This window comes from Stieleria sp. (genome assembly GCF_041595215.1).
Lineage (GTDB): Bacteria > Planctomycetota > Planctomycetia > Pirellulales > Pirellulaceae > Stieleria > Stieleria magnilauensis.
Genome location: NZ_JBFHKV010000061.1, coordinates 1 through 15,332, shown reverse-complemented (window position 1 = coordinate 15,332; position 15,332 = coordinate 1). Strand labels below are relative to the sequence as shown.

Below are 15,332 nucleotides of genomic sequence, written 5' to 3'. Positions count from 1 at the left end.
GGCGGCGCACGACTCCCCAAGCACTCCGTGTCGTGAGTTTAAAGGGGATTGTTCGTTGAGGGAAAGGAAGTTGTGTTAACTGCGTGCCGACGTCTTGAGTGGGAGCCAGCGAGTTGATTGCGTTATGACGCGGCAATCAGAATGTACACGCCATTCGTTTGGCAGACGCCCGTGATCTGCGGCCGGCTCGCTGGATGACGCTAGCTGTAAATGAACTTAATGCAAGGGATCCGCCGACCGTGGCTAATTGGCGACTCTCATGGATACGTATTCACGGAAAAACTCAAGAAAGTCAGGTGCAAGTTGAACTGTTGTTTTAGTCTGGATATCGAAGCTAACCACTGGACACTCATTTTCAGTGAACTGACTGACATCCAAGCACCAAACCACGCCTTCCTCTGTGAAATAGATGACGACGAGGTTGTCTGGTAAAGCATAGTCTTCCCTGCAGCGTAGCGTGTCGCCGTAGACCGTCCCTCTGTAATCCAGTGACGCGTCGTTATCTTCGATTCCGGAAATCTCTTCTTCGACGACCCCTCCACCGCCGTACGTCGCAATAAAGTCCCTAAAGGAATCGGGAAGTGGCGTCGCAAGTAGTGCCTGAAGCTTCTTAATTGAATCGTCTGATGCCCTACCCTGCCAAAACAAATCCTTTCCGGTGTTTTCAAGTTGCCGAACAAGCGTGGCAAAATCAGCCATCTGAACCTCCGGTTAGTTGTCCTAAACGCCATTTCCAATATCGTCTGCGAAATGAATTATATTTACTTTCTAAGCCTGGAACATTGCGGAAGCTATTCCCGTCTTCAATCAGGCCGTGCAACGCTCTGTGATGTCGCTTATGAGTAGCGCCGAGAATCTCTACCATCGGCCCCGGCTCTGCTCCCAAGACATGGTGAAGATTAATCGGCCGACCATCGTGTCCAATAGGAGAGTTACCGCTTCTCATCAAATCAGCGTTTGTCCACCCGTCCTGAATCTTCTGCCTGATGCTTTTGTGAACGTATTTTGGATCAACTTTTGCAGGGATTCCAAGATCGAAATCGTCAGCTGCTCGGTAGATATGTCGTCCCTCGAATGCATCTCTTGTATAACGGGAAGATGGTGCATCGTCCCCGTTTGCTCCCCGCGAGTACGCGTTGTGGACCAGCAGTCCTTGCTGGCCGACGAAGTAGACGTGTTCTCCGTAGACTTCCAGGTTGTAGACCAGCTGCGGTCCCGGGCGGGGCAGTCGGCTCTCGATCCGCTTGGTGTCGCCATGAAATGTGACGACGCGTTCCCCTGATTCCATCTGCCCGATCGCCACAAATGCCTGACGGTCTTCGGACCAGAACAGGTGGTTGTCGGTCACGCCGATCGCATCCGACTCGCCTTCGAAGACGACATCCAACACCTGACGCGTCGGCGGATGGGCGAACGTCGCGGTGACGACCTGCCCCGCCGAAGATTTGACAGGAGGACACGGCTGGATCGCGCTGACCATGGCCGTTCCGACCGCGCCCATCTCGGGAAGATCGATGTCGACCGCCAGTCCCAGCACTTCCGCATTGGCAACCTCTGCAATCGCGTACATCTCGGCGACGTAGCGATAGGTCGGGCGGAGCGGCGAATAGGGAACCAGCGCGGTTTCTGCATCGGCGAATTCGAACGATTCGTTCTCGCCCACGACAGCGACATCGTCACGCTGGGCGACGATCACTCCCAGTTGATCGAGGACCCATTGTTCGGGACGCAGAATCTCGATATCCAGGATCGGCGGGTCGGCGTCCTCTTGATCGGTTGGAAGCGGCATCTGCAGCGTCAGGTGCAGCCAATCTTGCCAGTCCGGTTCCTGCCAACGGGCACGCTCCTCCGGAGCGATTTCGGGGTTCTCCGCCAGCACGCGCTCCCCGACGCGAATCGATTCGATGCGACGGGTCGACGCGGCGGGATGTGTCGACCGAGTCGATTCAAGCGACGCCAGCATCGTCGATTGATCGGTCCGTTCAACGGACACCGGAGACGATTGGGGGAACAACGCTCCGCCAAAGATCAGTCGCGCCGAAAGGGTAAGCCCGATCACCAGGATCGAGTACGCGACGACGACGCGTCCGGATGACTTGGCGGGTGTTTTTAAAGCGGACATTGGAATGACCGAGGTTTGAATGACGTGATTGATTTGTGATGAACGGAACCGACTGTCATGGGATGGAGGAATGTCAACTGAATCTAAATGTCGGCTTGCGCCGATGCGGCAATAGCGGATCGCCCCAGAGCACGTCCGCCAGATCCTTCCAGTCCTCGTCGGCCGACCCGAACACCGAATCGACGCTTGATCGACGTCGCTCCTGCTCGTCCTGTTCCTCGTTGCGTCCCGGGCTGGATCGCATCAGGGCGGCGAAGGACATCGATGCGAGGATGGCAAGCGACACCCCGGCACCGATTTGTGTGATCCTGCCATCAAACGCTCCTGGGCCGACCGTTGTCGGTTGTTCGGCATAGAAGCTTTCGGTGAGGCCATCGGCCGGCACCCAGACGGGCGTTTCGGCGACGAAGCACTTGATGAACAGCCCGCCGACAAAATCGGCCGCAAACGAGGCTGTCGCGGCGATCTCCATCGTCCGGGCAAGGTCTTGGCCGGTCAGATGCCCATAGGCCATTCCGCCCACCGCCCCCAGAACACCCGGTGACATCGCCTTCATCGCGTAGGTGATACTGCCGCTACGCATGAACGCCGCATGGCCGGTCACCGCAAGCCCTCCAAAGATGCTACCGATCGCGGTGCCGATGCGATTGTTGTAGTCATATTCGGCCAGCAATTCCGCACGCGAGCCTGCGTTACTGTTGGCGACCGCGTTGGATCCCATCACGTAGCCGAACGCCGCCCCAAACGGATTGGAGATGCCGTTGATCGCGCCCCGAAACGCCTCATTGAACTGAACCGATTTCCCGCTCAGGTCGGCACGCGTGGTCACATCCAGCACGCCATAAACGGCGCCGGCCGACACGATGATCACGCCGACCGAACCAAAGGTGGCGACGGTCGCGACGGCGGACAGTCCGGCCATGGCCACCGTGGTCGATTTCACACCGAATAACGTGTTGTCACGCATCCCCTCGCGACCGGCGTCCATGATCGCCTTGCCGGTCTCCGCGTCAAACACACTGACGATCGCGCCGACCTGGATCACCCGCACGTTGATCGCATCGGTCAACGCGTTGGACAGCCCCACCAGTACTTCATCGATCAGGGTGTTGTCCTTCACCCATTGAATCATCTCCTGGGTGCGGTTTGCGACATCCGCCGCCCAATCATTAAGTTCCTCGATCAAAACCGGGATCAGCGCGTTGCCATAGGTGTACAACCCGAACGAGTCGTTGTGCACCAGGACAAAGTGATCAGTGCCGGGCAGTCGAACGTGATAGTTGTGGTGCTCGGCGACGCAGAAGTTGTACACCGGCTGGGCGGGAGATTCGTTCGGCGTGATGGCGGTGATCGTCAATGCGATTCCGTCGGCCGTCACCAGCGGATCACCGGGCATCAGGTCGCGGGCGAGTTTCCAAGTGCCGCGATGGGCGAGAGAGATCGCGGGCGGCGTGGCATGGTGATCGCATTCGTCTTCGGCATTCAAGACGAAGAACGGGTGTCCCGCCGTTGTCGTAATCTTGGAGTCGCCGAGATGGATGTCGATCAATGGCTGCGGGGCATTGTGGTACGTCTGGCTAACAGTACCGCCGGTCGTCTGCTTTGTGGGACGGAGCAACGGCTGATCCAGCGCGGCGGTCGCCGTGTGTGTCGCGTGCATCCATTGCCCGGCTCTCTGTTCAAGTGCGACCACATCCTCGTCGAAGGTCGCCGATGCGACACGATCCCCGGCAGCGATCTGTTCGATCCGCTTTGCCGTCCCGTCGGCCAACAAGACTTCGGTGCCGGCGGGGAAGCAGTACTGCTCGATCGCATCGGCGCCGGCCAACGTGTATTGCTGCATCACCGCGCTGCCGGACAAACTGCTTCCCGCGGGAATCGACTCCATCGCAACCGCCTGCACGCCACGGAAAGCGGCTCCGGCAAGTGAGCCGGTCGTGGCGACGGTCCAGGAGGAGACGGCGGCGGCCGCGACGGCGGTCAAGGCTTCGGCTCCGCCGGCGGTCGGAAGCGCTGGCGGGGCGCCCATGAACATCGGCACGCCGGTCGGCGAATGGTCCAGCATGCCTGGCGTGCCGGCGGCGGCGTTGGACGTTTCGACGAAATCGACCAGCGAATCATACCGTCCGTTGCCGGCGAAGCTGATGTCGATGTCGCCGTCAATGTAATTGCCGTTTTGCGTGACGACCTGGTCGATGGCTTCGGTAAACGCAGTGGTAACCGAGCCGATCGTACGTGACCCCGTCACGGACCCTGCCACGTCGGATTGCCGATTGAAAACGCCTGTCTGCGAGTTCGACGTTTCCGTTTCAGTAAAGGCATCCTCGCCATCGAGTTCAACGGAGAAGACCCCGGAGGAGTTTGTCCCGGATTGGTTCAGGGTGTACGTATCAGTCCCCGTCGTCGTGCTGGTGGCATCGCCGGTCAGGGCGTCCGCGTCGACAGAACGGCTGTAGGACTTCACGCCGCTGCCGTTGAGGGTTGATTCGCCGTCTGCGCCGCGGTCCACCAGTTGCGTAAAGGAATAGGTATCGGTGGCCGTCGTGACGTGCTGGAAGGAACCGGTGATGCGATTTCCGGTCGTATCGGTTTGCGCCACCTCGGTCGAAGTGGAATCAAAATCGATCGTGACCCCGCCGACAAGACCGTCCTGGGAAAGGGTGGTGATGGTTGTCGAGTCGACTTGACCGGCGACCTCGCCCGTGACTGAATTGCCGCTGCCGGTCGATGATGTATCGCTGGAAACGCTGTTGACCACAGTGTGATCGTGCAACCCGTCGACGGTCACGACGGACTGTGTGGTGACCAGGCTCGACTGCGACGCTCCGGTGCTGCTCCAAAGCCCCGTGATTTCGTTCCCGGTATGGATGTCGGTGGATTCTTCCGAGGACGTTTCGTCGATCGAGAGCACCGTTCCAGCGGCATCCGTCAGTGTCCGCGTGACCGCACTGGAAAAGTCAGCATCGGATGAACGATCGAACGATCCGACGATCGAATTGCCAGAGTCCGTCGTCGTTGACGTGGATTCGGAGGTCGACGTTGCGGAATACGATTCGGTTCGCGTGCCGGATTCGTTCAACGACGTTGACTGGGATGCCGTTGACGTTAGCGAGTAGATTCCAGTGATCGCATTGCTTGTCGAAGAAGCCTCGTTGGAGCCGCTGCGAATGGCCGTTTTCGTGTCGCTACCGTCCGCATACGTCGTGTTTTTGGTGTAATCATATTCGTCCGTCGACGAAGAGACGACCGTGACTTCCGAACTGATTCGGTTACCGGTCGACGTGGAGGTTCCCGTCATCGACGTCGTTTCGGTCAGTGTGAACGAGCGGTCGCCGATCGTGCCCGATTGGTTGGTTGAGGACGTATCGATGGTGGTCGTCGTTTCGGCAAAGGCTCCGGTTACACTGTTGCCCGTGGTTTCGCGTGTGACCGACGCGTTGTAACTGGCGGCGCCGATGACCGAGCGGTCCGTATTGCTTTCGGCCAGATCCTGCGTGGCCGCGGAAGTGGTCGTCGACGTGGACGTGAACATACCGGTGATGTCGTTGCCGATCTGGCTGATAACCTCCTGCAACGTCTCCCCCGTTTCGCTGGTGCTGGATTCCGACTGATTCGTCGCACTGCCGGTTCCGTTTGTCGTGACATCCTTGGTCACATCGTCGGTGTACTCGCCGCTGGTTCGATTTCCGCTTCGGCTGCCGCTCGATTCTGTCGTGCTGGTTGTGGCGGCAGTTTCCGTCAGCGTTTGATTCGTTTTGGATTGGTTTGTGGTGACGGTGCTGGTTGACGTAAACGTTGTCTCGTAGGTGTCGAATCTCGAATTGCCGGTTTCGGTGCTGGTCGAAGTGTCCGACTCGACTTGTGTGGTCATGACCGTGAAGGTCTGATTCGTGGTCGTGGCAGAAACTGTCGCCGACGATTCCATGATCGACTGGGTCGTGTAGTCACCGACGATGCGATTGCCAGACGCGGTGTCGGTGATCGTGGTCGTGGCTTCACGATGCATCGTTCCCGCCAGCGTCTGGTTGGACTGTGTTTCATCGCTGGTCGTTGATTGACTCGATTCACCCGCCGAGGTGAACGCCCCGGTGATCGCGTTCTCACTTCCCGACCCGGTGCTGGTCGAGGTGGTGGTTTCGGCTAGCTCGATCGTCTGCGTTTGATTCGTGTCGGTCTGCGCCTTCGTTGTCAAACTGCTGCCCGAGGAAGTGAACGCCGAATCCCCCGAATAATCGTTCCCGGTGGTCGTTGATTGCGACGTGCTGCTGGACGTGACCTCGATGACACTGGTCAGCGTTTGATTGGTGGTCGTTTCGGTGCCCGATCGACTGGCACTGGAATCGACAACTTCGGCAAACGCCCCGACCACGCTGTTACCCGAACGGGTCGTCGTCACATTGGAATTCCCTGAATCGGTGACAGCCAAACTGAGTGATTGATTCGAACTGGTTTCGCTACTGGAGTAACTGGACACGTCCGTCGTGACGCTGGAATATTGCCCCGTTAGCCTGTTCGATCCGCTTTCGGTGTTGCTAACCAGTGAATTCGTGAATGTTGTGTCGACCGTGACAATCCCTTGATTGGTTTCCGTCGAGGTTCCCGCGGTTGAAGACTCGGTGCGTGCCGTCGTGTCATCGCTGCCCATCAAAACGTTCCCATCGGACGTCGACATGGTGTTTGAACTAGTGCTGGATGTACGAGTCCCGCTGAGATCCAGGTAGGCATAGGTCTCATTGAACGTCGTCGCGGAATCCTTGATCGTGGTCGACGAATACGCACCGGTCACGTGGTCACCAGAACTCGTCACGGTCGATGTCGAGTTGTCGGTCGACGCACTGGTCGAATTCGGGTTGACGAGATTCGATTCTGAATGGGAACTGGTTTCGGCCGTGGTCACGGTCGCCGCGTAGGTTCCGTCGATTCGGTTGCCGGTTTCCAAGGTTTGAGACTCGGAGTCGTTACTGAAAACCGCATTGATGACCCAGACTTGATTGACATCACGCTGCGTGCCTGAACCTGCGGAGATCGTCGTCACGTCGGAACTGTAGTCCCCCGTGATCGAATTGCCGGACTCCGAGGACGTCGTCGCGGACGTGGTCGTCGAGGTGCTGTCGGCATCAAGCGTCTGATTGTCGACCGTGGCGATCACGATCGTTTCGGAATCGCTCTGCGAGTCGCTGGCGAATTGGCCCGTGATCACGTTGGAGCTCGATTCGCTGCTGAACGACGCATTCAAGGTGATCGTCTCACCTGCAGTCTCCGTTTGCACCGTGCTTTGGGAGATCGTTTCATCCAATGACGTCCCGGAACTGGTCGATACCATCGCTCCGGTGATATCATTTCCCGTGGTGCTGGACATCGACTGAGACGAATACTCCGTCACGACGGTCGAACCGTAGCCCTGGTTGCTGGCCACCTCGGTGCGAACGCCACTCGACTGAGACGTTGTTTCATCGGTGACCAAGCCACTGAACTCGTTGTGGGTCGAATCGACTTCGACACGTGAATTGCTCGTCGCGTCAATGTTGACGGTCAGCGACTGATTGGTGTCGGTTTGATCGATCGTGACATCCGTCATCGTCACCACGTTGGTGGCCGAACTGCCCGCCACGGAATCTCCACTTCCAGACTCAATGATGTTGGTGACCGTTGTCGTGACCGCATCGATCGTCAGCGGCCCGTTGGTATCGGTCGAGGTACGAACCTCGGTGGACTCGCTGGTGGATGCCTTGGTGTAGGCCCCGGTCACGGCATTCCCGCCGCTGCCGGACTGAAATGTAGTATCGACGGTCGTGACGTAGGAAACCGAGAGAGATTTGTTGGTGTCGCTGCCATCCATACGCGAGGACTGTTCGCCGGAATTCGTGTCCGTAAAATCGCCGGTGATGGTGTTGTTCGTCCGCGTCGCAGTAGACGAGAACGTTGACGATTCTGAAACGGAGGCATTGAGCGTGCCGTTGACGACTGTCTCGACGCGTGTGCGGGTGCCGGAGTTTTCGGTCGTTGAACTGGATTCTCCACTGATGGAGTTGGACATAAAGTCTTGAATGCGGGTGGACGACTCGTCGACAGTCGCGGCGACCGACAGTGATTGGTTGGAGATCGCGTGCACCACCGTGCTTTCATCTTCGATTTGGTTGCGACCGCTGGAGGTACCCAAGATCGAGTTGCCCATCGCAGTCACGTGCGTGGTTTGTGACCCGGTCGCGGTGAAGGACTCCGAGCGGCCTCGATTCGTTTCGGTTTCGGTCGCAGCGGACTCGGTTTCGGTTTGTTCCTCACGCGTGAAGATGCCGGTGATCGAATTGCCGTCGTACTCGATCAAACGTTCGCTCTCGGAACCCGTTTCATTGACGCTTCGGAGGCCGTTATTGGTCATTTCGGTCGATCGGTCCGATTGAACAATCGATCGGGAGACGTAATGGGTGTCGCCAAGAACACGCTGCTCGTGACGCATCGTTTCATTGGTCGAGTGGTCGGTGACGGACACCTCAGTGGTCTGTGTCCCGTTCGTCGACACTTCGGTATGAGTCACCGTTTCGTCAGACATTGACTCCGTGTCGACAACTCCGATGATCAGGTTACCAGCCGAATTGCTCTGCGAGGTCGCGACGTTGACCGAGGTTGTGGCCGATGTCAGCGATCCGTTGGTGACCGTCTCCACACGAGTCACCTCGGATGCACCGCCCTCCGAACGCACCACCTCGCCGGACAAATTGTTCCCCGAGGAGGTCCCGGATGAGGTTCCGGTTGTCTGAACGGTTACCAGATTGGTAAGGGATTGATTGGTGATCGTTTGGCTGGAATCGGAACCGCCGATGGTCGTCCACGAGTCCATGTAGTGCCCGGTCACGCTGTTTCCGCTTCGCTCGGTTTCGGTTCGACGTGTCGAGGTCGACGCACCTTCCTCTCGATAGGTTTGATGGGTCACCAGCGTGGTGCCGCTGACCGTGTGCTGGATCACCTCATTGCCTTCGAAGTAGCCGGTGACACGGTTTCCGTTGCTTAGGCTGGACGAAGTCGCGTCGGTCGTTTCATTGGTCTGGACCGTACGTGAACCGTTGACAGAGGTTTGTGCGACGATGATTTCGGATTCGCCCGACCGCAACTCTGAGTAATCTTGGGTGAATCGATTGCTGGTCCGATTGATCTGCGTGGTGCTATCGGAGGTCGTCAGCGAGGTATTGGTTTGATCCTGATTGGTGGCACTGACTTCGATCCTGGCTCCGACCCAGGTGTTTTCTTGGCTGGTGGAATCGCCGGTCACACGGTTGACGAATTCCGTTCCGCGACCGTCGGCGGTGGTCCCGGTCCGACGTGTTTCGGTCAGTGTTTGATTGGTCCGTGTGACCAGCGTGGCGCCGTCCGAATAAAAATTGCTAAGCACGGTAAAGTCGCCGGTGAAGCGATTCCCGTCTTCGGTCGACCGTCGAGTCGTCTCGGAAGTGCCGAATTCCTGGTCGGTGAGCGTTTGGTTGGAATGGTTGGAACCGTGGTCCGATTCGGTTTCCTCAAGTGTCGTGATGACCACATCTCCGGTGATCTGATTGCCATCGGATTCCGAGTGCGTCACCTCTGTCGAACGACTTGCCGTCTCGGTGTAGCTGGAGATGTTTTCGCGGCGCGAGTTGGAGTTCCGCGTGACAGTTGAATCCGAGACCGAGTTGAAGATGCCGGTGATGGAATTGGACGTGGCATTCACGACGGAATCCACTTGGATGGTCGAATCGCCGTTGATTCGTTCGGGGCGGATCGGGTTTTCGGTCGCAAACGGAGCTCTGGGAATGATCAATGGGCCGTTGGACGAACCGGAGATCGTTTCGGTCGTGCTGAAGGACGTGTCCGAAGAGACAGATGCGCCGCTGATCAAATTCCCCGTGGAGTCGAGTTCTTGGTGGGACGTCATTTCTGACGTGACCAGTTTTGTCGATGTCTGGTTGTGCTGGGTGTGACGCGATTGTGAGTCGACGTCAATGACCTGAAGACTGCTAAAATTCCCGACGATGCTGTTGGAAGATTCGTTGGCGACAGCCACGGTCGAGGATTCTGAATGCGTGAAATCAGTCTGGCTCAACAGCGTGGGGGTCACAATGGAATCGCGGACGTCGCGGGTTTCGCTGGACGTTGACCGTGAACTGGTCGATTTATCCGTTGAAATGGCGTTACCCTGTGTCGTCGAACGATCGGATGAATCTGTTCGGACCGTGGTGACGATACTTTGGTCTTGATTGTCGGATGTCGTTCGTTGAGTCCCTTGTGTGGTTCCTTCCACGGTGCGTGTGTAGTCGCCCGTGACGGTATTGGAATCGGTGCCCACCCTGTCGGTCCGTTTCGATTTGGTATCGGTCGTGCTGAACTGGGTTTGGTTGACCAATCGTCGTTGCGACTCCGTCTCGGTCGTGGCGTTTTCGGTTTTGCGAACGTTTCCCGACCGCGAACTACCGGAGCCCTCATAGCGAGTTTCTGATTCGACGGTTTCATCGGTCTCGGTGCGAAGCGGCCCGTTGGTCGTCGCTTTGACGGTGACCACGTTGGCATAGCTGAATCCGTCGAATTCGAAATCACCCGCCTTGGCATTTCCAGCCTTATTGGACTCGCCGCTCGTTTCGGTGGTCGATTCAGACGTCTTGGTCTCGGATTGATTCGTTTGGGTCGTTTCGGTCGTGTCCGAGGAAGTGCTGCGTTCGCGGATGGAGAAGTCGCCGCTCTTTTTGTTACCCGTCGCGTACGCGGTCAGATCTTGCCTGCCGGTCGACTCGGACGTAACGACGGAGGTCTGGTTTTCGGTGCGACTGTTGGAAGAGTAATCGGTGTGTCGCGTTTCCTGGTTGGTGTAATCGCCTTCGTAGAAATTGCCACGCTGGCTGACGTTCACGCGTGTGGCGGATTGCTGGCTGGACTGCGAACTTTGCTGCTGGTTGTCCGTATTTGAATCGATCATCGACTCGGACAGGCTGGACGTGTAAAAGCTGAAATTGCCGGCCTCGGCGTTCCCGCTCCCTTCCATGAGGGACGAAGAGTTTGCAGTCGCAGTTGAATTCTTGGTCAGGGTTTGGTTGGTTTCCGTGGTCGTGGTGTCGGAGGAAGAGGTGGAGGTGGTCTCGATGAAAAAGCTCCCCACAACGCTGCCTGACTTGAACGTCGTCGAGTTGAATTGACTGGTGCCGGTGGTATTGATGTCCCTCGGCCCGGTCCGTTGGCGTTGTTCAAGGATTGTGGTTTGGGAATCCCGCGTGATCGTGATGTCATAGTCTTCACGCGAAACCATCCCGACTGAACGGAAGGAAGACATCGTGTCGGTGCGGTGAACGAAGCTGAACGTTTGACGTCCGCCGCGGTGATCCACCGACGACTCGGTGTCGATCGTGTACTCGCGTGTGATCGAATGAACAGGTCCAGATTCGCGCAGCACTTCGTGACTGTTGTCCGTGCCACGGACGGTAAACTCACCGACCAGTGCTGAACCGCTGCCACCGATTAGACTGTCGATTTGGGACTGCAAATCACCATCGACGAAGCGTTCACCGCGGGTAAAGGATTCGCTGGTCTTGTCGGTGGTCAGCACCCAATCAATCACGCCGTCGTCGAAGGTTTTTTCGTCCACAAACTGGCTGGTGGAACGGACTTCCGTTTCCGATCGTTCGGAGATCGTACTGGTATTGAAACAACTGACGCCTTCGCTGGAACCGTCGAAAGCCGTTTCGTAGCGATCGACAAGGAAGGAACTTGCGGCAAAGGAAATCGGGTCGAGTCTGCCGCTGGCGAGCACCTTGCGGATATTGATCGACGACCCGCCGCCGGATTGGCTGGCGTTGGGCTCGCCTTGGCCGTCGCTGCCGGCGGTGGCCAATCCGTAGGAGTAAACGAATCCGCCGTAACCGACGGACACGACGTCAAACGTTCCCGACGACCGATCGAAGGTGGCACGGGTCGACAGACCTGCCGATCGAATCTCTTCGTCGCTCGGGGGTTCCACGCGACAAGACTGTCCACCACCCTGGTCCCCTTCGGGTCTCAGCGGCGAGGCAAAACTTTGGATGGTGGGCGTGGTGTCGTTGCCGTCGTCGTCGACCAACACCAGCTTTTCGATGTCTTCTTCGTTGACTGTGTTAACGATGTTGGCCAGCGAGACCGCGACGCCGCCGGTTCGGTTTTTGTTGTCCGTGATCTGAACGGTGATCGCGTAGGGGCCTTCGCGGTCATATTCATGTTCGGCAACGACTTCAAACGCCAACGGCAGATCGTCCATCGGGACGATCGTGCCTTCGCCCGTCGTTCCGTCACCGAAATCGATCGTCGCGGTGAATTGGCCGGCGGTGGCTGTCGGGTCGCCGGCGATGAACCGCGCGACCGCGGCCCCCGCATCGCGTTGAAAGACCTCGTTTTCGCTGATCGGCCGGCGTTCGAAGGCGTAGATCAAATCGCCGGTCGCGTTGATCGGCGGATTGGCACGGACTACCTTTTTGCCGTCTGTAAAAACGATCTGGCCCGAGTTGTTGATGATGTCAAAGCCGCGAACTTCATCAATTCGACCGATTCCCGGCAACGATTCGCCGAGCGTGACGACGCGATTGAGCCCGATGAATAGCGGACGAAACAGTGTGTCGTTTTCCAACTCGCCGGGGAAGAAATTGACGGCGTGCAGGCTTTCTTTTCCATCGGCCATCGCCATGAACGAAATGGTGAAGAACGGGGTACCGGGTTCGTCACCAACCTTGGGGCCGTTGATTCCGACCGGGCCGCCGAGGATCGCCTGAATCGATCCCACGTCCTCGCCATCGATCTCGACCTCGTTGGCGTCCAGGGTTCCGTCGCCCGAGATGCCGACAACCTTCGCCCACTTTCCGTCGCGGGCGTTGATGACGTAGACGCCTTCTCCCATCGGTCCGTCACCGGCGACGGCGGCGTACCCGCTATCGCTGATCGCGGCCCGATCGCCATACGCCGTGAATTCATTGCTGCTCGTTTCGTTCAGATCGAAATCGACGATCGTCACGTCACCGCCCTGGGTCGTGTAAACACTGTGGCCGGTGTCGGCCATCATGGCGTAGCTGATCGGCCGATCGATCCCGACCGACTTGTACGGCTGGCGTCCCTGATGTCCGTACGTCACCAGATTCAACCCCGGATCTCCCGCGCTGCTGTTCGTACTGGCCACAAAGATCGACTGCCCGGCGTTGTTGACCGATGCCGAATGCGGATAGATCGCGACGAACGGCGTGACGTACAACTGCGGCACCCAGATCGGCGCCAGCGAGGTTGCCAGCGAGACCGCGTTGAGAACGTCGAAATTAAAGTTGTCCGGGTCTTGGAAGACGTTCCAGACCGGATTGACCGGGGTGTAGTACGTGCTGGACCAGACCGGATTGAGCGTCCAAATTCGCGGAACGAGCTGGAACGAGGCGCTGATCGCAAATCCCACGACGCCCGGCAAAAGACCACCCAGAATGGTCACCAGCTGCAAATCGATCATCATCGGGTTGCCCCAACGAAGCCCGGCGTTGGCGATGCCGAGATCGCCGACCCCGATTTGCGTTGGTGTCCCATACCGATCACCGCCGAGCACACGCTCGCCGTTCCACAATTCGGCATACGTCAACAAGACATCGGTGAATGTCAGGATCGGGATCCCCATGATGGGCATACCCAACATCGCCGCCGCGTTCATCTGTCGCTGGGCAAAAATGCGATCCTGGTCGTTGATTTGAACGATATGACTGAACAGGGCAGTCGGCACGCCGCCGGTCCCGTTGTTGGGCGGCTGTGACACTTGGTTGCCGCCGCCGACAAAGCTTTCCGGCACCAGCGACAACGCGCCGGTATCTTCGCTCCAGATGTACAGGAAATCGCTTCCGCCATTGGTGGTCTGGAACGCCACGTTGCCCTTGTTGTTGATCGACACGCCACTGCCGATCTCGCCAAGGTTGTCGACGACCAGGTCAAAGCTGTAGTTGGACGGCCTTGCCCGCAGGATGACCTCAACGACGCCTTCGCTGCTGGCTTGCGGCGGTGGACCGGCGAGTGCATTGCCGGGACCGTCGCCGGGATCTTCACCATCGGCAGCCGGAACCGCGGGCGGCGGCGGATCGCCCGAGGGCGCCGGCGGTGCGACTTCTCGCACCGTGTACGTGAAGGTATCAACGACATCGATCCCGTCGGCCTGCAATTGTGCGATCGTCGCACTGACCGTCGGGTCGTAACTGAAGCTGCCGTCGGGATACACGATCACCCGCGCGCCGTATTGGCTGAATCCGTCGAAGGAAGCTTCCAGGATCGTTCCGTTACTGGCCGCGTCGGGATCGGTGTCGTTGGCCAAGACTCCGTTACTGGCGGGCACCTCGATCTTCTGCGTCGCAACGGTCCAGAATCCGCGTTCGACTCCGTCGGTACCGGCGATCGGTGCATCGTCCACTCCGATCACTTCGATCCGCACCGTCGCGATCGATTCGGCGCCTCGTTCGTCGAGCACCACGTACTGGAACGTATCGATTGCCGTTTCGCCTTCGGCCAGTTCCGCGAACGCTCCGGATGGATCGTAGTCGAACGTTCCGTCCGGCCGCAGCGTCACGAGTGCACCGCCGGCGCTGAACAGATCTGTCTGACTGGGGTCGATCAGCAACGGCGGCGGCGAATCGATGTCGCTATCGTTGGCCAACAGACCATTGGCGGTCGTGGTCGTCAGCAAGCCGTCGGCCGAGACGCCGGCGTAAAAGTCGTCGACGGCGGTTGGGGCGTCATTGACCCCCGTCACCAGCAACGTCACCCACTCGGTCGCCGAGACGTCGAAACCATCGGTGACGCGAATCAAAAAGCTGTCGCTGGTGGTCTCGCCGGGGCCCAGGGATTGAATCCCAGGCGATCCGGATGCATCGTAGACGAACGTGCCGTCGGCGGCGATGATCACGGTGGCGCCCGTTGAACTGGTCACCGTTTCTTGCACCATGCTCAAGGCCGCATCGGCGGGCAAGCGGTCGACGTCGGTCGCCCCGACCAGCAACGATTCGAACGTCCCCTCGTCGATTTCGCCGTCTTCACTGATCGTGATCGACGTCGGTGCCGCTGTGGGAGCAAGATTGATGCGGCTTTGCACCCAGATCTGTGCCACCGCGGTGTCGCTCAGCCCCGAAGGATCCGTGACCGTGTAAGTGATTTCGTCAAAGAGATGCTCACCGGCCGCAAGGTTGTCGAAAGCGGCCACCCCGGTCGGATC

The 15,332-nt window shown here is 58.4% G+C and carries 3 protein-coding genes; all 3 read right to left on the bottom strand.

The window, feature by feature from the left end:
- Positions 1-243: 243 nt before the first annotated feature.
- Positions 244-699 (bottom strand): SMI1/KNR4 family protein, encoded by a 456-nt coding sequence (locus ABX749_RS04180; RefSeq protein ID WP_372894891.1) that lies wholly within the window; start codon positions 697-699, stop codon positions 244-246.
- The gene (locus ABX749_RS04175; RefSeq protein WP_372894890.1) at positions 692-1,879 is read right to left on the bottom strand and encodes an HNH/ENDO VII family nuclease; all 1,188 of its coding nucleotides are present in this window, start codon (positions 1,877-1,879) and stop codon (positions 692-694) included. Before ABX749_RS04175 ends, ABX749_RS04180 begins: the two co-directional genes overlap by 8 nt.
- 316 nt (positions 1,880-2,195) lie before the next feature.
- Positions 2,196-15,320 (bottom strand): hypothetical protein, encoded by a 13,125-nt coding sequence (locus tag ABX749_RS04170; protein ID WP_372894889.1) that lies wholly within the window; start codon positions 15,318-15,320, stop codon positions 2,196-2,198.
- Between the last annotated feature and the right edge of the window lie 12 nt (positions 15,321-15,332).

Excerpts from the sequence above, each read along its gene's own strand:
- ABX749_RS04180 (WP_372894891.1), bottom strand. The coding sequence starts at position 699 with ATGGCTGATTTTGCCACGCTTGTTCGGCAACTTGAAAACACCGGAAAG.